The 23,591-nt window shown below is 46.1% G+C and carries 22 protein-coding genes and 1 riboswitch; of the genes, 19 read left to right on the top strand and 3 right to left on the bottom strand.

The window, feature by feature from the left end:
* Positions 1–304 precede the first annotated feature (304 nt).
* Positions 305–2,794: an S-layer homology domain-containing protein gene (locus QY97_RS19595; RefSeq protein ID WP_052728968.1), complete on the top strand. Its 2,490-nt coding sequence runs from the start codon at positions 305–307 to the stop codon at positions 2,792–2,794.
* 54 nt (positions 2,795–2,848) lie between these two features.
* Here QY97_RS19595 and QY97_RS19590 read toward each other — a convergent pair whose 3' ends face one another.
* Positions 2,849–3,856, bottom strand: a complete 1,008-nt coding sequence (locus QY97_RS19590) for an S-layer homology domain-containing protein (protein WP_052728967.1) — start codon at positions 3,854–3,856, stop codon at positions 2,849–2,851.
* A 332-nt stretch (positions 3,857–4,188) separates the two neighbouring features.
* Between QY97_RS19590 and QY97_RS11770 the strand changes: the two genes are divergently transcribed.
* Both QY97_RS11770 and QY97_RS11765 read left to right on the top strand, forming a co-directional pair.
* Entirely contained in the window at positions 4,189–4,611 is a 423-nt protein-coding gene (locus QY97_RS11770) for a MarR family winged helix-turn-helix transcriptional regulator (RefSeq protein WP_039231554.1), read from the top strand.
* Between the two features lie 14 nt (positions 4,612–4,625).
* Positions 4,626–5,834 carry an MFS transporter gene (locus QY97_RS11765; protein ID WP_039231550.1) on the top strand — a complete coding sequence of 403 codons (1,209 nt, stop codon included), beginning with the start codon at positions 4,626–4,628 and terminating at the stop codon, positions 5,832–5,834.
* Positions 5,835–6,219: 385 nt separating this feature from the next.
* On the opposite strand, the gene QY97_RS11760 is transcribed toward QY97_RS11765, so the two are convergent.
* The gene (locus QY97_RS11760) at positions 6,220–6,546 is read right to left on the bottom strand and encodes a helix-turn-helix domain-containing protein (RefSeq protein ID WP_039231548.1); all 327 of its coding nucleotides are present in this window, start codon (positions 6,544–6,546) and stop codon (positions 6,220–6,222) included.
* 215 nt (positions 6,547–6,761) lie between these two features.
* Here QY97_RS11760 and QY97_RS11755 point away from each other — a divergent pair, with 215 nt between their 5' ends.
* On the top strand, positions 6,762–7,742 hold the full coding sequence (locus QY97_RS11755; protein WP_157761897.1) for an MJ1477/TM1410 family putative glycoside hydrolase: 981 nt from the start codon (positions 6,762–6,764) through the stop codon (positions 7,740–7,742).
* Positions 7,743–7,844: 102 nt separating this feature from the next.
* Here QY97_RS11755 and QY97_RS11750 read toward each other — a convergent pair whose 3' ends face one another.
* On the bottom strand, positions 7,845–8,165 hold the full coding sequence (locus QY97_RS11750) for a helix-turn-helix domain-containing protein (protein ID WP_039231544.1): 321 nt from the start codon (positions 8,163–8,165) through the stop codon (positions 7,845–7,847).
* Positions 8,166–8,575: 410 nt separating this feature from the next.
* Here QY97_RS11750 and QY97_RS11745 point away from each other — a divergent pair, with 410 nt between their 5' ends.
* The 15 genes from QY97_RS11745 to QY97_RS19580 all read left to right on the top strand — a co-directional run bounded on the left by QY97_RS11745 (position 8,576) and on the right by QY97_RS19580 (position 23,547).
* Positions 8,576–8,947 (top strand): GntR family transcriptional regulator, encoded by a 372-nt coding sequence (locus QY97_RS11745; protein ID WP_039231542.1) that lies wholly within the window; start codon positions 8,576–8,578, stop codon positions 8,945–8,947.
* Positions 8,948–8,952: 5 nt separating this feature from the next.
* On the top strand, positions 8,953–9,819 hold the full coding sequence (locus QY97_RS11740; protein WP_039231540.1) for an ABC transporter ATP-binding protein: 867 nt from the start codon (positions 8,953–8,955) through the stop codon (positions 9,817–9,819).
* On the top strand, positions 9,812–10,417 hold the full coding sequence (locus tag QY97_RS11735) for an ABC-2 transporter permease (RefSeq protein WP_039231538.1): 606 nt from the start codon (positions 9,812–9,814) through the stop codon (positions 10,415–10,417). The genes QY97_RS11740 and QY97_RS11735 overlap by 8 nt, the downstream gene beginning before the upstream one ends.
* Before the next feature lie 265 nt (positions 10,418–10,682).
* Positions 10,683–10,826: a hypothetical protein gene (locus tag QY97_RS20455; protein ID WP_157761896.1), complete on the top strand. Its 144-nt coding sequence runs from the start codon at positions 10,683–10,685 to the stop codon at positions 10,824–10,826.
* 12 nt (positions 10,827–10,838) lie between these two features.
* Entirely contained in the window at positions 10,839–11,708 is an 870-nt protein-coding gene (locus QY97_RS11730; protein ID WP_039231535.1) for a peptidylprolyl isomerase, read from the top strand.
* 153 nt (positions 11,709–11,861) lie between these two features.
* Positions 11,862–12,761: a M23 family metallopeptidase gene (locus QY97_RS11725; RefSeq protein WP_039231534.1), complete on the top strand. Its 900-nt coding sequence runs from the start codon at positions 11,862–11,864 to the stop codon at positions 12,759–12,761.
* 117 nt (positions 12,762–12,878) lie between these two features.
* Positions 12,879–13,310 (top strand): MerR family transcriptional regulator, encoded by a 432-nt coding sequence (locus tag QY97_RS11720; protein ID WP_046128734.1) that lies wholly within the window; start codon positions 12,879–12,881, stop codon positions 13,308–13,310.
* Positions 13,311–13,379: 69 nt separating this feature from the next.
* Positions 13,380–14,675 carry a hemolysin family protein gene (locus tag QY97_RS11715; protein ID WP_039231574.1) on the top strand — a complete coding sequence of 432 codons (1,296 nt, stop codon included), beginning with the start codon at positions 13,380–13,382 and terminating at the stop codon, positions 14,673–14,675.
* A gap of 301 nt (positions 14,676–14,976) precedes the next feature.
* Positions 14,977–15,060, top strand: a riboswitch (cyclic di-GMP riboswitch).
* 16 nt (positions 15,061–15,076) lie between these two features.
* The gene (locus QY97_RS19960) at positions 15,077–15,241 is read left to right on the top strand and encodes an anti-repressor SinI family protein (RefSeq protein WP_082090118.1); all 165 of its coding nucleotides are present in this window, start codon (positions 15,077–15,079) and stop codon (positions 15,239–15,241) included.
* Positions 15,242–15,547: 306 nt separating this feature from the next.
* Complete coding sequence (locus tag QY97_RS11710) at positions 15,548–16,699, top strand: M24 family metallopeptidase (RefSeq protein ID WP_198402937.1); 1,152 nt, start codon at positions 15,548–15,550, stop codon at positions 16,697–16,699.
* A 28-nt stretch (positions 16,700–16,727) separates the two neighbouring features.
* The gene (locus QY97_RS11705) at positions 16,728–18,254 is read left to right on the top strand and encodes a BCCT family transporter (RefSeq protein WP_039231531.1); all 1,527 of its coding nucleotides are present in this window, start codon (positions 16,728–16,730) and stop codon (positions 18,252–18,254) included.
* 26 nt (positions 18,255–18,280) lie between these two features.
* Positions 18,281–19,009, top strand: a complete 729-nt coding sequence (locus QY97_RS11700) for a TetR/AcrR family transcriptional regulator (RefSeq protein WP_039231528.1) — start codon at positions 18,281–18,283, stop codon at positions 19,007–19,009.
* The gene (locus QY97_RS11695; RefSeq protein ID WP_039231525.1) at positions 18,999–21,050 is read left to right on the top strand and encodes a CocE/NonD family hydrolase; all 2,052 of its coding nucleotides are present in this window, start codon (positions 18,999–19,001) and stop codon (positions 21,048–21,050) included. The genes QY97_RS11700 and QY97_RS11695 overlap by 11 nt, the downstream gene beginning before the upstream one ends.
* A 211-nt stretch (positions 21,051–21,261) precedes the next feature.
* Complete coding sequence (locus tag QY97_RS19585) at positions 21,262–22,335, top strand: S-layer homology domain-containing protein (RefSeq protein ID WP_052728966.1); 1,074 nt, start codon at positions 21,262–21,264, stop codon at positions 22,333–22,335.
* A 153-nt stretch (positions 22,336–22,488) separates the two neighbouring features.
* Entirely contained in the window at positions 22,489–23,547 is a 1,059-nt protein-coding gene (locus tag QY97_RS19580; protein ID WP_052728965.1) for an S-layer homology domain-containing protein, read from the top strand.
* The last annotated feature ends 44 nt before the right edge of the window (positions 23,548–23,591 follow it).

Below are 23,591 nucleotides of genomic sequence, written 5' to 3'. Positions count from 1 at the left end.
AAAAAAACCTCCTCTTTCACGTATTCTGAGGAGATTCTACATATTTTTTCACTGTTTGTCCATTGACAGAAGACTTTATCAACAGAATGAGAAGACCAACCACTTGAGTGGTTGGTCTTCTTTTTATGCTTATATAATGGTAGAAAAAGCAAGAAATGCATTTTATCCAATGCTTTCTCTCTGAAAATCTAGTTATTTCGACTTATTTTGCAAAAAAGGATAAAAGTACCCGCAATTCCTCCGATACATAAGTTAGTTGGTTGATATAGCTTTTGGATAACAAGAAAATGGGGGAATTATTTAGATGGCTTTGAAAGTAAAATCTTATCATAAATTTATCGCATCATCCGCAGCGGTGGCATTAGTGGCAACAGCCGTGTCACCGGCACAGGCGGCTACACCTTTTACAGACGTGAGCGACCGTTACAAAGAAGCGGTTGATTATCTGGTGAAAGAATACATTACAAAAGGTATCTCTGAAACGAAATTTGGCACAGACTTATCTATTAAACGTGTCGATGCAGCGGTAATGATCGCGAAAGCATTAGAATTAGATACGTCGAATGCGCCAGATTCCGGCTTTACAGATGTACCAGCCCGTGCAAAGGCACAAGTGGATGCGTTAAAAGAGCAAGGGATTATTAATGGTAAGACAGCGACTTCCTTCGGTAGCGACCAGGACATTACACGTGGTGAAATGGCGCTGATTCTTGCAAGAGCGTATCAATTGTCCGGTGATACAAGCAAGCTTACTTTTACAGATGTCGCTCCACGTTACGTAGAAGCGGTAGCAGCTTTAGTAGAGCACGAGGTGACGCTTGGTAAAACAAAAACATCCTTCGGTACCATCGATTCAGTGACACGCGGCGAATTTGCGCTGTTCCTTTACCGTTTAGCTCCTGAGAAAGAAGCAGTAGTGGAAGAAGCGCCGAAAGTAACAGGTGTATCAGCTTTAAACGCGACTCAAATTGAAGTTAAATTTAATCACGAATTGAACGACGACCAAACAGCAGGCAATGCAGAAGATCGATCTGTTTACTCTTTGAATAACGTTAAGCCGTCAAAGGCTGAGCTAGCAGATGACAAAAAATCTGTGGTGTTAACTTTCGCGAAGGGTGCAGAAGTACAGGACGGCGTAGTTGTTGTGAACCCTGTTGTTTCTAATCAGAAAGACGAAGGTGGCAACTGGCTGCAAACAGCTAAATTCACAACTGTGTTCTCTTATCAAGATACAGTGAAACCAGCTGTCACAGGCACTTCTTATTCCAATGATAAAATTACAGTCACTTTCTCAGAAGCGATTGGCGAGAAACCAGCAGTTGTACGTGTAAATGGTGAAAACGTGCCAGCAGAAGAGTTCAATATCCATGCACAAGATCCAACAAAAGTAGAGATCAACTATACGCTTGATCCAAGCGAGTCTGTTTCTTTATATGTAGCAGGTGCAAAGGATAAAGCGAAGACACCAAATGAAATGCCTTTATTCAATGGAACAGTTACAGCACCAGCAGCAGATACGAACAAGCCTCACGTGACAAACATTAATATCACAGGCCAAAACACAGCAAAAGTCACATTAAGCGAAAAAGTGACACAAAACCGCATTAATGTCACCCTCCAACGCGGAGCGGATCAAACAACGGCTGTTCTAGTAAAGGATACATCTGATGCAAGCGGCCAAACATACAACTTAAATGTAGATATGAACGGCAACGAGCCAGGGGACGGTATCTTTGAAGGCGAGTCCGTAAGCGAAACGTTCACCATGTACTTGAAGAAGGATGCAGCAACAGATGCTTCTGGTTTAGGAAATGAAGCATTTGAAACAACGTTAACATTCTTAAAAGATACAGAAGCACCGAAGCTTGTTTCTTCTCAAGTATCAGCTGACGGTGAAACATTCGAATTTACGTTCAGTGAAGCGATTAACGTGCAAGGGGAAATCAGCAAAATCGATGTTCGCAGCACAGACGGCGTAAAATGGAACGCGCTAGCGTCAACAGCCGTTAAAGAGGGCGACCCGAACACATACCAAGTGGATATTCTAGAAGATGATAAGAAAGTGGCGCCAGGCTCTTACAAAGTAGCCATCCCAGCTGAGTTCTTCGCTGATCAATACGGCAACAAAGCAGAAGCCGTAGCAGATACGTTCACTGTAGGAAAAGAAGAAGTGAAACCAGAAGAGGATACAGTAAAACCGACAGCATCTGTCGAAGCGACAGATACGGCGAACGTATTTCTTGTCAAATTTAGCGAAGAAGTGACAACGACTGCATTAGAAAAAGGTAACTATGAGCTAGACGGCAAGAAGCTGCCAGCAGACACAGATATTCATTTCACAGACACTAGCAAAACGAAGGTAGCTATCAAGCTTCCAGCCGGGTCCATTAACATCGGTGACCAAGAGACAGGTGTTCCAGCGGTACTTGCTGTGTCTGGTGTAGCGGATAAAGCGGGCAACGTGATGAATGCGGTGAACTTCATCGTAGCTGTAAAAGACAACACACCAGCAACCATCACAAACATTGACCACCTGAACAAGGTCGTTGCGGCTACCTTTTCTGAGGACGTGATCATCGATCTGCCTGAGGGTACAGAAGCCATCGATGCAAACGATGTATTTAATATTAAAGTAGATGGTAAAGATGCTGAAGCAGGGAATGTGACAGCTGTAGACGGCAAGCCAAACCAACTTCAATTCACTTTAGCGAATACATTAAATGGTAAGTTAACAGTAGAAGTGAAAGATAACCAAACAAACGTAAAAGATAAAAATGGTGTCTTAGTAAAATAAGAATGTTCCATTTTTGCAGAAAGGTAGAGAGCTTCGGCTCTCTGCCTTTTTCTATTACCTCGTAATAAACATCTGCGTATAGTACCCGTTATACGCACCGATGCCGATCTCAGTGAAAGCGGGATTTAAGATATTACTTCGGTGGCCGGGGCTGTTCATCCAGCTGTCCATGACATGTTCAGCGTTTCGCTGGCCGGCCGCAATGTTTTCACCGGCGGTTCTGAAGGTGAGTCCGAAATCTCTCATCATTTGGAAAGGGTCTCCATAGGTCGGGGAGGTGTGGCTGAAATAATCGTTATCGTGCATATCCTGAGACTTCGTGCGAGCGACAAAGCTGACATCGTTAGCAAGCCGGAGTGGGGCTAGGCCGCGCTCGGCACGTTCCTGGTTGACGAGCGTCCAGATTTCCCGTTCGGTACTGTTAACGGTAAAGTCAGGATCAATCGTGTAGTCGGGCGCTTCTTCCCCATGCAGGAATTTATCAATTCTTAGCATAAAGATGGCCATTTGGCCGCGTGTGACAATGCGGTCAGGGGCGTACTGGTTGTTGCCGACACCAACAGTTAACCCATTGGCAGCGAGGGCATTAATATAGACGGCATCCGGATGAGAGGCAGGTACATCGGAAAATGGCCGGTCCGGCTGTCCTTCAAGCGAAAGCGCTCGAACGATGGTGCGTGCCATTTCCGCGCGTGTCAGCTCTTGGTCAGGATAGAAGCGATTGCTGAAGCTAAAGACGCCATGATACGTGTAGTAGGCAATGTACGGAAAAGCGGCCTGGTGAGGAGCGACATCTGAGAATGGCAAGTAGGCTTGATTATACCCTTCAATGCCATGAACCCTGCCGAGAAAAATGACGCTTTGCGCCCGGGTCACGGGATCATTTTGACGAAACGTCCCGTCTGGGAACCCTTGGATAAGGCCGCGTGAGGCTAATTCCTCGACCGCTTCATAGGCCTTCTCATTCGGATGGACATCTGGGAAGGTAGCGGCCAGAGGTGTGCCCACCCACAGCAACAAGCTCATCAAAAGAGCAAGGCTAGCGGTAAATAGTTTCTTCATAATGTTAAAGCTCTCCTTTCTTCATCTATCCATCGGCTTCCCTGGTCAGCTTCTGCACGGAATATATATATGAATGAAGGAAAGAAAGAAAGTGAGAAACCTTTCCCCTTTCTCTATATCACCAAATCAGAAACTTAACCAAAAATGGATAAATTTAGAGGGAACTACATAAAGAAAGAACAGGGGTCTGACCCCCACCACTTTAAAGTGTAAAAGCACACTAACCGCCGATTGCCTCTAGACAGGGGGCTGTTTGTCTTGTATACTAATAAAGTTACTCAAGCTAACTATTATCAAAACTAACTAATAGATGAAAGATAGAGGTGGTTGAGATGAAGACGTCGCAGAAGTTTTTTGATCACTTTATTCGGCTATATCGGCCCTTCGAGGGGAGGCTGAATGTGCTGCTTAGTGAGCATGGATTGTACCGGGCGCAGTGGACAGTGTTGTATTACATACGGAATTACGGTTCGGCGACCCTTGTGGAGCTAGCTGCCTACCAAGGGGTAGAGAAGCCGACGATGTCCCGGACGATTCACCGTCTAGTAGAGCTTGGCTATCTTGAGACTACCCCAACACAGGACAGACGGGAAAAGAAAATGCAGCTGACAGCGCTTGGCAAGGAGCAGTACGAGAAAGTACGTGTGGCTCTTGACGCCTTTGAAGAGAGTATTTTGGAAGGCGTGTCTGAAGAAGAGCTGGAGGAAGCTATTCAAATGATGATAGATATACGCAATCGCATTACAGAAAAATAAGGGGAGAAACATCAATGAATCAAGCAAACCAGAAGTTGTGGACGAAAGACTTTCTTGTTGTATCTGTGATCAACTTTTTCACTATATTGATTTTCTATTTATTGATGGTAACGATCTCTGTCTATGCGGTAGAAGCATATGGAGCGGCGACGAGCCAGGCCGGTCTCGTCACGGGGATCTTTATTATCGGTACATTAATTGGCCGCCTGCTGATTGGCCGGATCATGGATTCGATTGGCCGAAAGAAAACACTTTTGATCGGGCTGGTCTTATTTGTGTTAACCACTGCTTTTTACTTCCTGGACTTAGGCTTAACGTTCTTATTAGTCAATCGTTTCTTCCACGGTATCACCGTCGGAATTGCAAGTACGGCGGCCGGCACGATCGTCGCCCAGATTATTCCCATGTCGAGAAAAGGAGAGGGCATTGGCTACTTTGCGATGAGTGCGACACTTGCTACGGCAGTAGGGCCATTCATTGGTTTGTTCATGAGCCAGCATACGAGCTTCCAGGTAATCTTCGGTCTATGTCTCGTGCTTGGTGTCCTGAACTTATTCATTGGTCTTCTTGTAGCTGTGCCAAAGGTAGAGACAGAAGGGAAGAAGATAGAGTTCAACGGCTTCAAGCTATCCGACTTCGTCGAGCCGCGGGCATTGCCGATTGCCCTCGTGACATTGACGGTCGCTTTCTGTTACTCCAGTGTGCTGTCGTTTATTAATTTCTACGCAATGGAGATCAATCTGGTAAGCGCCGCGAGCTTCTTCTTCGTCGTATACGCGGTAGCCGTGCTGCTTTCCCGTCCGTTCACGGGCCGGTTAATGGATGCGAAAGGTGCCAATTATGTTATGTACCCGGCTTTCTTTCTCCTGGCGGCAGGGTTGATTTTGCTGAGCATGGCTGGAAGCAGCTTTACGTTATTGCTAGCCGGTATTCTGATCGGTCTTGGCTTTGGAAATATGCAATCATGTACGCAAGCGATTGCCGTAAAGCTGACACCTTCTCACCGGATGGGGCTGGCCACGTCGACCTTTTTTATCGCCCTGGATGCCGGTCTCGGCTTTGGCCCTTATTTGCTTGGTTTTGTGATTCCGGTAACGGGCTATCAATCCTTATATATGATTCTCGGAATCGTTTCCCTTGCATCCATTGTGCTTTATTACTTCCTTTATGGAAAGATGGAAAAAGAAAAGAAAGCGGCGATGGATACGTCTGCAGCCGTATAACATAGAAAGAAGCCTGTTTTGAGAATATCAAAGCAGGCTTTTTTATTATTTCCCCCCTTGGAGGAATTGCTGGATTAGAAGAAGACAGCATAAAGACCGCTGCACGCATAAGCAGTGGTCTTTGAAGGGTTTTATGATCAAACGAAAAAACTTTGTCGAAAAAATTCGAGAGGAGAATAAACTGAATTTTAGGAAAGTGTGGTATACTCTACCTGGAAAAGAAAACGATAGGTACAGCATACCAGTCGTTGAAACATGTATATGTAATCAATATTACGAATGAGTGGAGAGAAGAATAGGAAATGAGTGTTTTCTTCTCTCTGGCGAGTGCTGTCCTCTTGTATGGGTGTACACGCATACAAGAGGACAGCAGGTTATAAATGGTCTATTCTTTGGATTTTTGCCACTTTTGAAACTCAAGAAATTCTTTGAATTGTTCTTTGCTTACACCGGACTCCATCGCTTCCTTAGCAAGCTCAAGCCACTCCTGATCAATATCTTCTTTTTTATCTTCGTTCTCATTGATCAGCTGCTCCACGCTTACCTCTAAAACGGCAGATATCTTGTTCAGAAATTGAATGGAAGGATTTAGCTGGATTTGTCGTTCAACGGAGGAAATATAGGATTTCGCTACTCCGGCGCGATTGGCCAGTTCCGTTAAAGACAGGCCCTTCTCGAGCCGAAGCTCTCGGATTCGTGCACCTATCGTCATAATTACCACCTTCAAGACATAATCAAAAACATGGACTGTCCCTTATTTTACCATACGTTGATGGGATAAACACTATAAATGCGCCAAAATTTTGTACAACTGCTGAAAGGAGGCAACCACCACAAGCTATGAGGTTTTTTTACTTAGTATGTCTGTTATTTATTGCTGTCCCCTTAGGGCTGGCAGGCTGTCAATTAGCAAAGGGGGAATCAAATGTGAAACAATACACACATGCTTACTTAGAACGCGATTTAACAACAGAGGAAATGAAGCATTTTCAAGAAAAAAGGTGGCTGTACCAGCTGCAGGAATTGGATCTGGATGAAGCACAAAAGAGCGGAACTTCTATAATGGTCATGGAGCCTGTGCTTGGCGGCGTGAAAGATAAGAAGTTTTCAAAGCAGGAAATCCAGCAGCTAAAAGATCAAGGCATCACGCCAATAGCCTATCTCAGTATCGGAGAAATCAGTCATTTTCAAACCCGCTGGCAGGAAGAATGGGGAGAGTTTAACGGCCAAAAGCTAAAAGTATCAAAGAGAGCCCCCCAGTGGATAGGGAAAGTGCCGAATAAAGATTGGCCTGAGGGCGTGAAGGTGCGTTATTGGAAGGAAGACTGGTGGGAGCTGGTGAAAGAGGATCTTGATGAGATCATGGACTTAGGGTATGAAGGGGTATACTTAGACATTATCGATGCCTTTGAATACTGGGGTAATGAGGATACATATGGGTTCTTTAAAGAGAAAAAGTACGGTTCTGACCCGGCTAGTGAAAGAGAAGCAGCGGAGCGGATGATCCAATTTGTCCAGCGGCTTTCTATGTATGCGAAGCATAAAGAGAGTGAATTTAAAATCGTCCCTCAAAATGGAGAAAACATCCTGGAATATGACGATCACGAAGAGTACTTAGAACACGTGGATGGCATTGGTGTGGAAGACGTATGGTTTGATGAAGAGAAACCGCAATCTGAGTCTTTCACAGAAGAGCGGTTAAGCCACCTGGAGAAATTTGTTGAAGAAGGAAAATTTGTTTTATCCGTTGACTATGTCGATAACGGGAAAGGCTACTCAGGGGCTAACAAAGACCGGATCAATGCTTATATTGCGAGCTGCTTATCGCAGGGGTTCTATTGCTACCCGGCATTGACAAACAGGGAATTGGATGAATTCCGAGTGATTGAAGAAATAAAAGGGCAATAAAAAACAAGGTATGGCCTCCGTGCCGTGCCTTGTTTTTTATTGCCCTTTTGATGGTGGCAGCTGCTGTAACATAGACTGACCCCCGCCTGCTGTATGTATAGGCTAAACGGAATTTTTTCCTCTCAAATAATAAATAAATGCTTCAATATCCTCTTTCGTCCCACCCGCTTCCATAATTCGTCCCGCTAGCTCCATCCACTCCTCATTCGTGCAAGCGGAAGGAGAAGCTGTCGTGCTGACCAACTCATCTACCTTCATATCAAGTGCTGCTGCAATTCGCTGGATGACCTGGAGAGACGGGTTGCGGTCCGTATCCTTCTCGATAGAGGACAAGTAAGACTTCGACACCTTGGCCGCCTTGGCCAGTTCAGTGATGGAGAACCCCTTTGCTACGCGTCTTTTCTTAATCTTTTCGCCAATCATATCATACACCCCCTTCGTTATAGTGTTCATTATAACGTATATAAATAGAGAGTTTCACTAGTTTATTCTTCATATTAGCGAAAAATTGTTCTTTGTAAAGAATAGATACAAGCTGTTAACACCGGGGATATGAGTAGCGAAAGGGGTGTTTTTTTATTAAAGACAGATAGAAAAAAATGGTTGCACCGTACTCGATGTGTGTATATAATGTGTATATAGTATATATACAATATATAAAGTGTAGGAGGCACATGTAAATCGCTCTTCAATAACGATCAATGAATGGGTAGCCGTCAGCTGTACGTATACTCTACTTGAAGACCTCGATGCAAAAAATACTACATACTCATTCAAGCAGTACAGGATATTCTATCAACTATGTTTTTAAAAAATAAAGAAGAGGGATCAACATGCAAATCATTATTTCTAACAGTTCAAAGGAGCCGATTTATGAACAAATTACGAATCAAATTAAATCATCTATTTTAGCAGGTGATCTGCAGGAGGGGGCTGCCTTGCCTTCCATCCGTCAGCTCGCAAAGGATTTGCAGATTAGCGTGATAACGACGAAGCGAGCCTATGAGGAACTGGAGAAGGCAGGCTTTATCTATTCCATTGTCGGAAAAGGTTCTTTTGTTGCCGAGCAAAATTTAGAGGTGATTAAAGAGAAGAAGCTGAAGGTCATTGAGGAGCAGCTGAGTGCGGTGATAACAAACGGCAAGGAGCTTGGACTGTCACTTGATGAACTGCAGCAATTATTGAAGCTTCTATATGAGGAGTGAAATGAATGGAAAATGTAGTGGAATTAAAAAATGTAACCAAAGCATTCAAAGGTTTTTCCGTAAAGAATATGGATCTGCAAGTAAAGAAGGGATTTGTAACAGGGTTCATTGGAGCAAATGGGGCGGGTAAATCGACAACGATCAAACTGATGATGAATCTACTAAAGCCGGATGCTGGCGAGGTTAAGCTGTTCGGATTGGACTATAAGACGCATGAGAAGGCCATCAAGGAACGAATTGGGTTTGTATATGATGGCAATGTGTTTTTCGAAGGGCTGAACTTAAAAGATATCAAGCGTATTGTTTCCCCAGCTTACAAGAACTGGGACGATATTATATTTTCGGAATATATAGATAAGTTTCAGCTGCCGCTTCATAAAGCGATAAAAACCTTTTCAAAGGGAATGCAAATGAAAGCATCCTTAGCGATCGCCTTATCGCATCATGCCGAGCTGATCATTATGGATGAACCGACAGCAGGCCTAGACCCTATTTTCAGACGGGAGCTGCTGAATCTTTTGCAGGAATTAATGGTAGACGGGAACCGCACGATTTTTTTCTCTACACATATTACAACCGATTTAGATCGTATCGCTGATTACATCGCTTTTATACATGGAGGAGAATTAGTATTTAACCAATCCATTCACGAGATCGCTGAAAACTATGCGCTCGTTAAAGGAGGAGTTGAGCTGCTCGATAGAGACACGGAAAAGGACTTTGTCCATATTCATCGTACATCCGCGGGATTTCAAGCATTAACAGATAACATGAAAGCAGTGAAGCATACTTTCGGAGACATGGTCGTCATTGAACGCGCTTCTTTAGAAGATATTATGTATAACTTTAAAGGGGGCATGCACCATGTTTAATTTAATTAGACGGGATGTCATCCTGCAGAAAAAGCAGCTATTAATGTTCATTCCTTTCATCTTGTTCTTCATCATCATGGATGCCCATCCGGCCTTGATTTTTCTAGTTGCCAGTATTTTTATCCCCTTTAATACGTATGCCTACGATGAAAAAGCAGAGACGAATATTTTGTTAAATTCCTTACCTTATACGCGCAGGGAAATTATTGCCTCACGCTATCTTGGTGCTATCGTTTATATGGTTTTGGCCGTTGGAGTGACCAGTCTAGCATTAGCTGCTTTCAATAAATCCTTTTCAATGACGGATATAGCGATTGGCAGCGGCTTATTCTTATTGTTTGCTGCGCTAACCTTCCCGTTATTTTACATCTTCAAGCCAGGCTATATTTCAGCGGCTGTTATGATCGGTTTTCTCTTTTTAGCCGGAGTCGGGCCGCGTATTGTATTGTTTATCGCCGAGCATACAACAGCCATAACTGATTTTATTGCTAGTTTGTCTACTCCTGCTTTATATACGGGAGCGGCGGCTGCTATCACGGCGCTCTATGCTGCTTCTTGGGGAGTTACTCATATTATTTATCAGCGAAAAGCGTTTTAAGTGGGGTTGTTTGTATAATGTGAAAGGAAGAGACTTACTTTTGGTAGGTCTCTTTTTTCATCGTTCTTGGCAAACAGAATAAAGCTATAAGCGTTTCAATAAGTTAGTTGACGTAACTAAAATATTGTAAACTTTCAGAATTATTAATAAAGAATATGCTATAAGAAAGGAAATCCTTCAGACATCCTCCTGACATGTTCAATCGGTAAAGTTAAGCATATAAGAGGGACAAGCATTCATATAGATGAAGAAGAGGTGAAAGGTGATGCAGAAAGAAAGCATCAAACGCTTTTTGATGATGGCAGCGGCCGGTGGAATTGGGTCTGTGGTGACTTTGCTAGCTGTGCCCGCGGTAGATGGGTTTGACGAAGGGGCGTCAAAGACGGCGCTAACAAGCAGTGAAGAATAAAAGGAGGAAATTATGAAGAAAGCAGCTATATGGTGGGTAGCGGGATTCATCGTTGTGATTGCGGTGGCCGTTACACTTGCCTTTTCAGCCAGTAACAATTCATATGTAGCCAGTGTCAATGGAGAGAAAATCAGCGAGGACGAGCTCCAGGAAGCACTGATGGCTCAATACGGATCAGAGGCTGTCGATGCCCTAGTCATGGAGAAAATCTTGGAGATGGAGATTGAGAAAGAAGGAATAGAAGTCAGCCAGGCCGAGATTGACGAAGAAATGAAGACCTACGCGGAATATTACGGAGGAGAAGAGGCCTTGCAGGAAGTAGCAGAAACGAGCGGCATCGACTTGTCTGAGGTAGAGAAGGATTTAGAGACCTATCTCGCGACGAATAAATTGCTGGAAAAGCGGATTGAAATTACCGAGGAGGAAATGAAGACGTACTTTGAGGAAAACAAGGATCAGTTTGCACAGGCAGAACAGGTGCAGGCGAGCCATATTCTCGTAGAGGATGAAGCAACAGCCAATGAAGTGGCCAAGAAGCTCGCGGCAGGCGGGGATTTTGCAGAACTCGCAAAGGAATATTCAATAGACGAGGGTTCCAGTAAAGAAGGAGGAGAAGTAGGCTACTTTGGAAAAGGAGCCATGGTGCCTGAGTTTGAAGAGGCGGCTTTCTCCATGGAGAAGGGTGAGATCAGCGACCCGGTTAAATCAGAATACGGCTTCCACATTATTAAAGTAACAGATAAGAAGGAAGCGAAGGAAGCAAACTACGAAGAGTCCAAGGAAGAGATTAAATCGGCCTTAATGGAGTCCAAGGTCCAGGAAGAATATATGGTATGGCTTCAGGAGAAGCAGGAAGAGTATGACGTCGAGTATGCCCTTTAATGAACCAGGTGTCAGTCCCGCTGTGGGAAACTGGCACCTGTTTTTTGTCATATCTTTTCTAGGGGCTGGTAGGATGATAGTAGAGGCGTTATATTCCACCTAAAGGAAGAACATGGTAAGATGAAAGCATAAGGATACTGGGGAGGGGAATGGATGACATTTGCGATGATTCAATTAGTTGCTTTTCAACTGCTGCTGCCTGCTATCTTTCTTTTCATTTTGTGGCGCGGAGACTTTAAAAGCAAGCTTCAGTGGGGCATTCAAGTGCTGGCGGTTGCTATGTACATCACATGGATCGTGCTGTCGGGCCGCTGGGATTGGCTCGGGTATTACCTCCGTTACGTGTGGGTAGTAGCAGCGCTTGTCGTATTTTACTTTTCGTGGAGGTCCATTCGCACGTTGCCGATGACGGCCCCGCTGACCCGCGGGCAAAAGTGGTACACGGCGATAGATGTGTTTATCCTTCTGATTTTCGGCCTGTACAATGTATTCATATTCAACAGCTATACGGCGAAGGAGGAAGCGATCGAGCTGTCCTTTCCGTTAAAAGAGGGTACGTATTACGTCGGCCATGGTGGCAGCCACGTGCAAATGAACTACCATCATGCGTATTTGCCGCAGCAATATGCGCTTGATATCGCCAAGCTGAACGCCTTTGGCACCCGAGCGAATGGCTTGTACCCAGAGGACTTAGAGAAGTATGAAATTTATGGAGACCAGCTATACAGTCCATGCAGCGGGGAAGTGACCGAGCAGCGTGACGGGCTGCCGGACTTGACGCCGCCGAAGGCAGACCGCGAGCACCTGGAAGGAAATTACGTAGCACTAGCCTGTGACGGCACGGATGCGATCCTGTACATCGCTCACATGCAGGAAGGAAGTGTGGCCGTCCAGGAAGGAGACCGTATAGAGGAAGGAGAACTGATCGGCCGTGTCGGCAATTCGGGCAACACCTCTGAACCTCATTTGCATATTCATGCAGAAAGAGAGGGAGAAGGCGTGCCGCTCCAGTTTGACGGCGATTTTCTTGTGAGAAATGAGCTCGTCAGGTAAAAGCAGCACTCAAGAAGCGAATCCAGGTGACGCATGGATTCGCTTTTTCGGTGAGCATCAGCCGGCAAATATATTGCAAGAAGGCTCTCAGCTGTATATGATGATAAAAAGCATCACGTGACGGTTGGGAGGGGTTCCGTTGGGACAAATAAGTTAAGAATCGGAGAGTTAGCTGAAAAGGCCAATGTAACGAAGCGGACGATCGATTATTATACGAGACTTGGTTTGTTAGAAGCAGAACGTTCTTCGTCCAATTATCGTCTCTATGCTCCCTCCTCCATTGAGCGTTTAGGCCAAATCGAGCAGTGGAAAGAAAGTGGTAAGTCATTGGACGAAATAAAGAGATTGCTTCTAGAGAAGAATAAGGAAGACGCAAAAGACATGGATGTACGGCAATTAAGAAAGAAAATAAAAGGATTGGAACAAGAAATAACAGAGGTTCTTGTACAACTAGACCACAGTGAGGTAAAAGGGCACACATCAGTGAAGAAACAACTATCACAGGAAGGCCTGTCACTTATAAGAACGCTATGGCAATTGCTTCACTAACAAGGGACTGTTAGAAATTTTTATTATTCATTAGGGAGGTGTAAGCCCTGATTGAACGGGGCTTGTTCATTGACAACGATTAATTTAATTTTAATTGCATTGCTCATTGCTTTAACCGCCTTTTTCGTGGCGACTGAGTTTGCTATTGTAAAGGTTCGGATGTCGAGAATTAATCAATTGGTAGCCGAGGGCCGAAGCGGGGCTGCCTCTGCTCAAAGGGTCGTATCGCATTTAGATGAATATTTATCTGCTTGCCAGCTGGGGATTACGGTGACGGCGTTAGGCTTAGGCTGGTTAGGTGAGCCGACCGTAGAGAAGCTGCTGCATCCGTTGTTTGCGCAGCTGGAGTTAAATGAGTCGATGACTCACGTGCTATCATTTGGAATTGCTTTTGCTTTAGTGACCTTTCTACATGTCGTTGTTGGTGAACTCGCTCCGAAGACAGTGGCCATTCAAAAAGCAGAAGCTATCACGCTTATGTTCTCTCCTCCTATTATTTGGTTTTACCGAATTATGTATCCGTTCATCTGGATCCTAAACGGCTCTGCCCGTGTATTGGTCGGAATTTTCGGATTAAAGCCGGCTTCCGAGCATGAGGTGGCCCATTCGGAGGAAGAGCTGCGTATCTTGTTATCCGAAAGTTATCAAAGCGGCGAAATTAATCAGAATGAACTAAAGTATGTGAATAACATTTTTGAATTTGATGAAAGAATAGCCCGGGAAATTATGGTGCCTCGGACAGAGATTACGACTTTATCCATGGATGATTCTTTTGCGGATGTGGCATCGATTGTGAAAGAGAAAAACTACACACGCTATCCGGTTATCGGTGAAGATAAGGATCATGTGATCGGCTTCGTCAATATGAAAGAAGTGTTAACGGCCCAGCTCCTTTACGAAGGAAAGGCAGGAGCATGGAACATAAAGACATTTGTGAACCCCATTATTCATGTGATTGAGACGATTCCTATCCACGATTTGTTAGTGAAAATGCAAAAAGAGCGCATCCACATTGCCATTCTGATGGATGAATATGGCGGAACATCCGGTTTGGTAACCGTTGAAGACATTCTAGAAGAAATTGTCGGAGAAATCAGAGACGAATTCGATGAAGACGAAGTGCCTGATATTCGTAAGCTGAAAGAAGGGCATTATATCCTTGAAGGGAAGCTGCTGATTGAAGACGTAAATGATCTGTTAGGAACTCACTTATTCAGCGATGATATTGATACGGTTGGCGGCTGGTTTCTAATGAAGCACTTTGATGCAGAAGTGGGGACGGAAATCGAGGAAGAAGGCTATGTATTTAAAGTTCATGAGCGCGACGGCCACCAAATTCGTTATTTAGAAGTGAAGAAGCTATAGAAAATAGGTAAGCATTCATGAACCTGTAAAGACGGGCTTGTGCATGCTTACGCTATAGAGGAGACTGCCGGGGAGCGGGAGCGAATCGGCAGTCTTTTGCTATTCGGGGAGAAGATCACTTCCTCCACATCCTAATTATGGAACAGTAGGAATAAATGTTCACGAAGTCGACAAATTCTGAAAGTATTTTACATATTCGTGCGAAAAGTGTTGAACGAAATGCCTCCTATAAGCAGGGAAAAGGTGGTACAATTGGACTAGAAAATGATGGAACAACTTGATTTTTCATCAAGGAGTGAAATTGAGTGAAAGGCAAACTTATCGAAAGATAAGGACGCAAAGCCACAGGTCTAAGGCAAAAAGCTAGGATGGCTGGGCTGCCGGCAGCAGGGGGCACACGAATGGAAGGGTTCCGGGCAATGGACCAGGAATGGATCAGCTTAATGAAAGAGGCCAAAGAAAAAGGGCTGACAGTGGGAGAGGTGAGAAGGTTTCTGAAAACAATCGCAGAACATTTGGAAACAGATGATTACACAAACAGACCTCCACTTGATAGGGAGGCTTAACAAAAAAGGAACCTACAGAGGGGATCGCCTAAAGTGCGAGAAAGCCACTAAAACATGTATAAAGTATATATCTTAGATAACTATTTACCGGAGAAGCGCAGATTCTCCGGTTTTTATATGCGAGTTTTTGTATGTGTTTTATATGGAGGAAACGCTTTTGTGCTTTAAAGGAGTGGGGGTCTGACCCCCACCCCTTTAAAGCGCAAAAGCGTTCATTATTAAAGTTGACATTTCGAATTAATCTGTTAACATGAACATGTTCATTTTATAAATGTGTTCGCTTTTTTAGAGGGGAGGTTTGGGTGAGTGATTAGAAGAGAGACGGTCGAGAAGCGTTTGGGTGAGTTGCGCAGTCGTATGGAAGAGAAGGGGATTGAGGTGGCGTTATTTTGGGATCCGGACAATGAGTTTTATTTAAGCGGATTTCGAGCCATTTCCTATTCCCGGCCTATTGTCTATATCGTGTATAAGGATAAAACGCAGTATATTTTACCTGAGCTGGAGAAGGATCACGCGAAGCAGAGCCGAGCGGCGGATGAGTGGCTGATTTACCATGAGATCGCCTCGCATGCGGGGAAAGAGCTGGATTACTGGCAGCTCCTTCAGCGTGTGTTAAAGAGCCTTCCAAAGTCCAGCGTGCTGGGTGTTGAAATCGATATCATTCCAGCTTCTGTATACGGCCGGCTCGTATCTGAAGGCTTCTGTGTCCGCGACATTGGGCAGGAAGTGATGGAGATGCGCGCGATTAAGGATCAAGAAGAGATTCGCTGGCTCCGCCATGCAGGCCGCTTATCAGACCTGGCAATGGAAGCGTCTTTTGCGAACGTGCGCCCCGGCATGAGTGAGCTGGAGTTCGATTCGTATGGAGATCAGCGGCTGCTACAGGTTGCTTCCGAGTACTATCCGAACATGATCATCGGCTATGAGGATTGGACCTGCTCAGGTGTGCAGCGAAGCGCCATGCCGCACTTGCATTCGAGTACGCGAAAGTTCGAAAAGAACGATGTCGTCGTTCATAGCCGGCAGGTGTGGATCAACAACTACCGTGCGGAGAATGAGCGCACCTTTCTCATTGGCACACCGACGGAGACGCAAAAGACATGTTTAGCCTTAGCTATCAAAGCACAGCAGACAGCGATGGAAATGGTCAAGCCTGGCGTGAGAGCAAAGGATGTAGATCTTGCCGCGTTCCGCATATTTGAAGAAGCGGGTTATGGCCGATATGTGCAGCACCGTACGGGCCACGGACTTGGCCTGACCGAGCATGAGGAGCCTTACTTGCGTTTTGACAACGACCTTGTGCTGAAGGAAGGCATGTGCTACACCATTGAGCCGGGTATTTATGTGCCGGGTGTCGGTGGATTCCGTCATTCCGATACGGTCATTGTCACGAAGGACGGATATGAATGCCTGACGAATTACCCTCGTTCTCTAGAAAAGATGAGGCATCAGCGTTAAACAACATTGGAGGTATGCAAGCAAAGATATGAATTCAAAATTAGACAAAACGATTTTCTGGCCATCGATTTTATTGGTTGTCATTGCTACTTTTTTATTGGTGATTTTTAGAGAAACAGCAGGACCTGTCCTTGAAGGGATGCTGACAGGCATTACCTACCGTCTGGACTGGGCCTTTGAATTTCTGACTATCGGTCTGTTTATTATTTTGGTTTGGCTCATGGTAGGCCGTTACGGGCGGGTAAAATTAGGCGGCATAGATGATAAGCCGGAGTTTTCCCGTTTCAGCTGGGGCGGCATGCTGTTTTGTGCCAGCATGGGAACGAGCATTATGTTCTGGTCGATTGTGGAACCGCTTTACTACTACACAGGACCGCCGTTTGGAATAGAAGGAGGATCCGCGGAAGCGGCAGAATACGCGGTCAGCTATGGACTATTCCATTGGGGGATTTCCGCATGGGCCCTTTATGCGCTGCCGGCTGTCGTCATGGCGTACAGCTTTTATGTGCGAAAAGATCCTTCCCTTAAAATCAGTGCAGCCTGCCGTGGTGTACTGGGCAAGCATGCAGACGGATTCATTGGAAAAGTGATTGATATTCTCGTGATTTGGAGCATGATCGGCGGGTTAGGTACTTCACTAGGCCTTGGTGTGCCAATGGTATCAACGGTGATTGGTGATATATTAAATATCGAGCCAACACTTACGTTAAATTTAATTATTATTGTCATTTGGACATTTATTTTCAGCGCAAGTGCTTATATGGGCTTGTATAAAGGAATTAGAAAATTAAGTGATTGGAATGTATATATGGCGCTGGGACTGGCGGTTTTCGTTATTATCGTAGGTCCTACTCTATTCATTCTCTCCTACTTCACTAATAGTTTAGGACTTATGATAGATAACTTCGCACGAATGAGTCTGTACACAGATCCGATTAACCAAAGCGGCTTCCCGCAGGCATGGACGGTGTTTTACTGGGCTTGGTTTGCTGCGACGGCTCCATTCATCGGCATTTTCGTTGCCCGGATATCGAAGGGCGGGTCGATCCGTGAGCTTGTGTTTAACGTGCTCATGTGGGGAACCCTCGGCAGCTGGTTATACTTCGGTGTATTCGGCGGCTATGCGATGAATTTGGAGTTGACAGGAGAGGTGCCGCTCGTAGATATTTTAACAGGAGAGAGCGAGCAGGCGGTCATTGTCGCGGTGCTGAACTCGCTGCCAATGCCGCTCCTTGTATCGATTTTCTTCGTCATTCTCGGATTTATTTTCCTGGCGACATCCTTGGATTCTGCCAGCTACGTCATAGCATCGGTTGCTACGAAAGAGCTGCACGGCAATGCAGAGCCCGCACGCTGGCACCGCCTGCTATGGGGCATCGTGCTCTCAGCTTTGGCGATCAGCCTGACGCTGGCCGGCGGTCTCAACGTCGTCCAGACATCATCCGTGTTAGTCTCCGTTCCGATCCTGATCATGTATGTGCTATTGGCTGCTTCACTGATTAAGTGGCTCCAGGTAGATATCGATCGGCATATATATGTGGATCATCGCGAGTAAACCATCTAGAGTAAGGAAGGGATTGTATGACAGCAACGAGAAAAGAAATCCAAAAAGCCCGCATGTGGCGTTACTTTTTGGATGCAGCGGTGGAGGTCATTGAAGAGGAAGGCATCGATCATGTGACGATCCGAAAGATTGCTGATAAGGCGGGCTATACAAGCTCGACTGCCTACAATTACTTCAAAGATTTGTCCAGATTAAAGTTTTTCGCAGCGATGCGTTTCACGAGAGGGTATTTAGAAGACCTGCCCCGCTACATGGAAAAGGGAACAAATACAATAGAGAAATGGCTGTATACGTGGGAATGCTTCTGCAAGCATTCCTTTGAACAGCCGGAGATTTACTCGCTTATTTTTATTGAACATCTGGAGACGATCCCGGAGGAGCTGCTGGATTATTACTATTCGATTTACCCGAAGGAATTGAGCGGCCTGCCGGAGAATATCCAGTCTATTGTTATGGAGCATACGTTCTCGAAACGGAGTGCGTTATATATTAGAGAGGCTGTCGGAGAAGGGTTCGTTGCTGAAGAGGATGTAGACTTTATCTCGGATGCCACGCTTTTGATTTGGAAGGGCATGATGGCAACCGTGATGAACCAGCAAGACAGCTACTCGGCGGAAGAAGCAACAGCCAAAACGCTTTACTACATTTATGAAAGCGTGCTGCGCACCGTGCAGCCGGAGAAACGGGAAGAGATTCACTTTTCCCCGGAAATAAATAAGGAAAGAGGTGGCGATCTTGGTATTTAACATTCAGGATTCAGATGAACGCAGAGTGAAAACAGAATTTCCAAGAAAAGTAAAAAAGATGGAGCATGTATGGATTCCGATGTCGGACGGAGCCAAGCTGGCAGCGACGATTTGGCTGCCGGAGGATGCGGAGGAGCACCCAGTACCGGCTCTGTTGGAGTACTTGCCGTACAGAAAAAATGATTTCACGGCGATTCGGGATTCGATCCGCCACCCTTACTTTGCGGGGCACGGCTATGCCAGCATCCGTGTGGACATTCGGGGAGCGGGCGATTCAGACGGCATCCTGCTTGACGAGTATTTAAAGCAGGAGCAGGATGATGCACTTGATGTGCTGGACTGGATTGTGGATCAGCCGTGGTCCACAGGAGCTGTTGGTATGTTCGGGAAGTCGTGGGGGGGCTTTAACAGTCTGCAGGTAGCGGCCCGAAATCACCCGGCGCTTAAGGCGATCATTACGCTTTGCTCGACAGATGACCGCTATGCTGATGATGTACATTACAAAGGCGGCGCCGTGCTGGCGTCTGATATGCTCTGGTGGGCATCCACGATGTTCGTCTATAATGCACGCCCACAGGATCCGGAAGTCGTCGGCGACAGCTGGAGAGACAACTGGCTGGATCGTTTGGAAAACACGCCGCCGTTTGTTGAGGAATGGCTGCGTCATCAAAGACGGGATGAATATTGGAAGCATGGTTCCGTATGCGAGGATTACTCCGATATTCAAATTCCAGTGTTTGCGGTCGGCGGCTGGCAGGACGGGTACACGAATGCGATTTTCCGGATGCTGGAGTACTTGCCGAACGGAAGCAAGGGTCTGATTGGTCCATGGGCGCATGAATTTCCAGAAGTAGCGACACCCGAGCCGGCGATTGGCTTCTTGCAGGAAGCTCTGCGCTGGTGGGATCACTGGCTGAAAGGAAAAGATACGGGAATCATGGATGAACCGAAGCTGATTTCCTGGATTCAGGACAGCGAGCCGCCGGCGGTTGATTATGAGGTGCGGCCCGGTAAGTGGGTAGCAGACGATGCGTGGCCGTCGAAGAACGTAAATGAAAAGCGCTTGTGGCTCACAGATGGGAAGCTCGCGGGTGAAGCGAAGGAAGGAGATACGTATCTTGTTCCGAGCGTACAGCAGCATGGGCTGTATAACGGAGTCTTTTGCCCGTTTGGCCAGCCAGGTGATTTAGCGGACGATCAGCGTTTAGAGAATGGAAAAGCAGTCGTGTTCACATCCGAGCCGCTTGAAGAGACGATTGAGCTTTTGGGGCATCCTGTGCTGAACGTGAAAGTGTCAGCTGATCAGGAAAATGCGCTGCTGGCTGTAAGGCTGTGTGACAAGGCGCCAACGGGAGAGTCAACGATGATCAGCTGGGGCATGCTGAACTTAACGCACCGTCATTCCCATGAGCATCCGGAAGCCTTAACACCTGGGGAAACGTACAATGTGGCGGTTCAGCTGAATGCGATCGGCCAGCAAATTCCGAAAGGCCATCAGCTGGAGGTAGCGGTATCACCGACATACTGGCCGCAGGCATGGCCGTCTCCAAAGCCGGTGACACTCACTGTGCATGCGGGGGAAGAAACGTACGTATCCTTGCCGGTGCGCACCCCGCAGGAAGGTGAAGAGGACCGGATCCATTTCGAACGCCCGGAAACGGCTCAAGTAATAGAGCGAGAGATTCTCCGAAAAGAAAAGCGCACGAGAGAGGTGTCGCATGACTTGATCAACGGTGTCTGGACGCTTCATGACTTCTCTGATGAAGGGGAGCGGCGGCTGCTATCCAATGGCATCGAGCATGGCAGCGTGAACCGGAACACGTTCACGATCAAAGAAAATGACCCGCTCTCTGCCCGTGTACAGTGTGAGTGGGAGCTCACCGTCGGACGCGGCGACTGGCAAACGAAGCTTGAAAGCTACAGCGACATGACCAGCGACGAAACGACCTTCTATTTAACAAACACGTTAATTGCTTATGAGAGTGATAAAGAAGTATTTAAGAAGACATGGAAAACAGAGATACCGAGAGACTTTGTTTGAGTAACGCTTTAAAGGAGCGGGGGACAGTCCCCCGCTCCTTTAATGTGTGAAAGCATCCTCTCTCTAAAGGCTAAAATATATAAATACATATAATAGAAGGAGGATAACTTTAAAGTTGACCGAATATTTAGAATGAGTCAGTTTAAAGGGGAAAATAAAGGGAATATGAGAAGGAATGGTCACCATATGATAATCGGGGAGGGGAGTTACGATGAAGAAAAGTTTATCTGTGTTATTTGCTTTTGCCTTGGTGTTTAGCGCCTTTGCTTTAAGTGCGTCAGCAGCTGGTTTCAAAGATTTGAAGCAAAGTCACCGTTTCTATGATGAGATGAGATTTTTAGAGGCACAAGGGATTATTAGTGGTTATCCCGATAACACATTCCGTCCAGATGATCGGGTGACTCGTGGAGCGGCGGCTATTATGATTGGCAGAACGTTAGGATTGAACGGGAAGCAACGGGCGACGAAGTTTCCTGACGTAGGAAGGAATCAGGCAGCAAGCGGCTATATCGCTTCGGCTGTGGAAAAGGGCATTATCCAGGGGTACGGAGATGGCACGTATCGCCCGAACGAAACAGTTACACGCGGACAAATGGCGATTTTCTTATCGAGAGCGTTTAAGCTGAAGGAAGAAGCCTCGACTTCCTTTAAGGATGTTGGACCAAACATGGCAGAATACACACATGTGAAACGAATTCTAGCCGAAAATATTACGCAAGGCTATGAAGACGGTACATACCGTCCAAACATTGGCATCTCGCGCGCGCAATTTTCTGCCTTCTTAGCAAGAGCCTTAGATGACCGCTTCAAGACCGATCTTCCAGCGGAAACGAGCTACATGATGAATACGAATAAAGTGTATCGCTATAACGTAGATGAGGTAGGCACGACCGTCTACGAATATACTGGCCAAAAATTAAACGGCTGGAACTTATGGGACGTCTATGAAGGCGGGCAAAAGATTTCGGCAAAGCTGGCCGAAAAGGAAAACAGCAACGGCTACTACATGAGCTACGTAGAGTCAGAAGGGATCATTGACGAAACCTTGCTGCTGAAGTACCCGGCAAAGGTTGGCCAGACATGGACAGATCGCGAAGGGCACGGACAATATAAAATCGTCTCCGTATCCGAAACGGTGACGACCCCGGCGGGCACGTTCAGAAACGTCGTGAAGGTGGACGGCGGAGATAACGTCTATATTTACTACGCCCCAGGTGTCGGACGCATCAAGGCTACCATCGGAGGAGCAACTGTTTCCGAGCTCGCATCGATCTCTAACCGCTAAAGTATATAAGCACCCCGGATTGAGTGCCTTCTATCATTGGAATTGTAAGAACTCCTTAGAAACACTTTAAGGATTCTTTGAAAATTCTTTACTACTTTAAAGCACCGGGGGTCAGACCCCCGGTGCTTTAAAGCGTGAAAGGGGAGTAATAAAATGAGAAAAAGCCTAGCCATTTTCACTGCTTTTGTTCTTATCTTTAGTGCTTTTGGTTTGCGTGCGCAGGCAGCGGAGTTTGAGGATTTAGTAGAGAGTCATCGGTTCTACGAGGAAATGCAATTTTTGAAGAATGAAAGAGTGATCGCGGGGTACCCGGATGGCACCTTCCGGCCGGATGAAGAGGTGACACGGGCAGCGGCTGCGATTATGATTGGGCGCGTCCTCCAGTTAAATGGTGAACAACGGGGTACTACATTCTCAGATGTCGGAGCAAGCCAGGCAGCGAGCGGCTACATTGCTTCGGCGGTGGAAAGAGGCATTATTAACGGATTTCCAGATGGCACGTACCGGCCAGATGAACCTGTCACACGGGGACAAATGGCTATTTTTCTATCAAGAGCCTTTGAACTAGAGCAAGCAGTTGATGTTCCGTTCAGTGATGTTTCACCAAACATGGAGGCGTATGAGCATATCCAGCGCATTCTAGCTGAGAACATTACACAGGGGTACCCGAACAATACGTACCGTCCTGAGCTTCCGGTCACTCGCGCCCAGTTCTCCGCTTTTTTAGCGAGAGCATTGGACGACCGGTTTAAAGAAGAGTTAACTGTAAGCTATTCAAGAGATGCGAGCAAAGTGTATCACTACACAACAGAGGAAGGCGAGACCATCTTCCGCCACACAGGAGAAAAATTTGAAGGGCGCTGGGATATGTGGGAAATGTACATCAATGGCAATCAGGAGGATGTCATACTCGAGCATGAAGATGCCGGCGGTTATTACATTGGTTTTCCTTATTCGGAATATTACGCAGCGATTCAGTATCCGGCAGAAGTCGGACGAACGTGGGACGGCTCGTTCCCTGGTGGAGAAAACCAGCATACGATCACCTCAACTACTGAAACCATCACCACTCCTGCCGGCACGTTCACAGACGTCCTTGCCGTAGAAAGCGAAGGAAACCGTGTGGAATACTACGCACCAAATGTAGGACTCGTGAAGGTCACGGTCGATGGAAAAGATGCAATGACACTAACTAAATTAGAAAACCAATAAACATGATAGAGAAAGAGATGGAGGACAGGCTGGTTAGCCTGTCC

The sequence above is a fragment of the Bacillus thermotolerans genome, assembly GCF_000812025.2.
In the GTDB taxonomy this organism is placed as follows: domain Bacteria; phylum Bacillota; class Bacilli; order Bacillales; family Domibacillaceae; genus Quasibacillus; species Quasibacillus thermotolerans.
Note: the sequence above shows the minus strand (reverse complement) of the source record. Positions and strands in the feature narration are given on the sequence as shown.

What these genes read in the sequence shown, in the direction of transcription:
- QY97_RS19595 (WP_052728968.1), top strand. Translation starts at nt 305, where the DNA reads ATGGCTTTGAAAGTAAAATCTTATCATAAATTTATCGCATCATCCGCA.
- QY97_RS19590 (WP_052728967.1), bottom strand. Translation starts at nt 3,856, where the DNA reads ATGAAGAAACTATTTACCGCTAGCCTTGCTCTTTTGATGAGCTTGTTG.
- QY97_RS11770 (WP_039231554.1), top strand. Translation starts at nt 4,189, where the DNA reads ATGAAGACGTCGCAGAAGTTTTTTGATCACTTTATTCGGCTATATCGG.
- QY97_RS11765 (WP_039231550.1), top strand. Translation starts at nt 4,626, where the DNA reads ATGAATCAAGCAAACCAGAAGTTGTGGACGAAAGACTTTCTTGTTGTA.
- QY97_RS11760 (WP_039231548.1), bottom strand. Translation starts at nt 6,546, where the DNA reads ATGACGATAGGTGCACGAATCCGAGAGCTTCGGCTCGAGAAGGGCCTG.
- QY97_RS11750 (WP_039231544.1), bottom strand. Translation starts at nt 8,165, where the DNA reads ATGATTGGCGAAAAGATTAAGAAAAGACGCGTAGCAAAGGGGTTCTCC.
- QY97_RS11745 (WP_039231542.1), top strand. Translation starts at nt 8,576, where the DNA reads ATGCAAATCATTATTTCTAACAGTTCAAAGGAGCCGATTTATGAACAA.
- QY97_RS11740 (WP_039231540.1), top strand. Translation starts at nt 8,953, where the DNA reads ATGGAAAATGTAGTGGAATTAAAAAATGTAACCAAAGCATTCAAAGGT.
- QY97_RS11735 (WP_039231538.1), top strand. Translation starts at nt 9,812, where the DNA reads ATGTTTAATTTAATTAGACGGGATGTCATCCTGCAGAAAAAGCAGCTA.
- QY97_RS20455 (WP_157761896.1), top strand. Translation starts at nt 10,683, where the DNA reads ATGCAGAAAGAAAGCATCAAACGCTTTTTGATGATGGCAGCGGCCGGT.
- QY97_RS11730 (WP_039231535.1), top strand. Translation starts at nt 10,839, where the DNA reads ATGAAGAAAGCAGCTATATGGTGGGTAGCGGGATTCATCGTTGTGATT.
- QY97_RS11725 (WP_039231534.1), top strand. Translation starts at nt 11,862, where the DNA reads ATGACATTTGCGATGATTCAATTAGTTGCTTTTCAACTGCTGCTGCCT.
- QY97_RS19960 (WP_082090118.1), top strand. Translation starts at nt 15,077, where the DNA reads ATGGAAGGGTTCCGGGCAATGGACCAGGAATGGATCAGCTTAATGAAA.
- QY97_RS11705 (WP_039231531.1), top strand. Translation starts at nt 16,728, where the DNA reads ATGAATTCAAAATTAGACAAAACGATTTTCTGGCCATCGATTTTATTG.
- QY97_RS11700 (WP_039231528.1), top strand. Translation starts at nt 18,281, where the DNA reads ATGACAGCAACGAGAAAAGAAATCCAAAAAGCCCGCATGTGGCGTTAC.
- QY97_RS19585 (WP_052728966.1), top strand. Translation starts at nt 21,262, where the DNA reads ATGAAGAAAAGTTTATCTGTGTTATTTGCTTTTGCCTTGGTGTTTAGC.
- QY97_RS19580 (WP_052728965.1), top strand. Translation starts at nt 22,489, where the DNA reads ATGAGAAAAAGCCTAGCCATTTTCACTGCTTTTGTTCTTATCTTTAGT.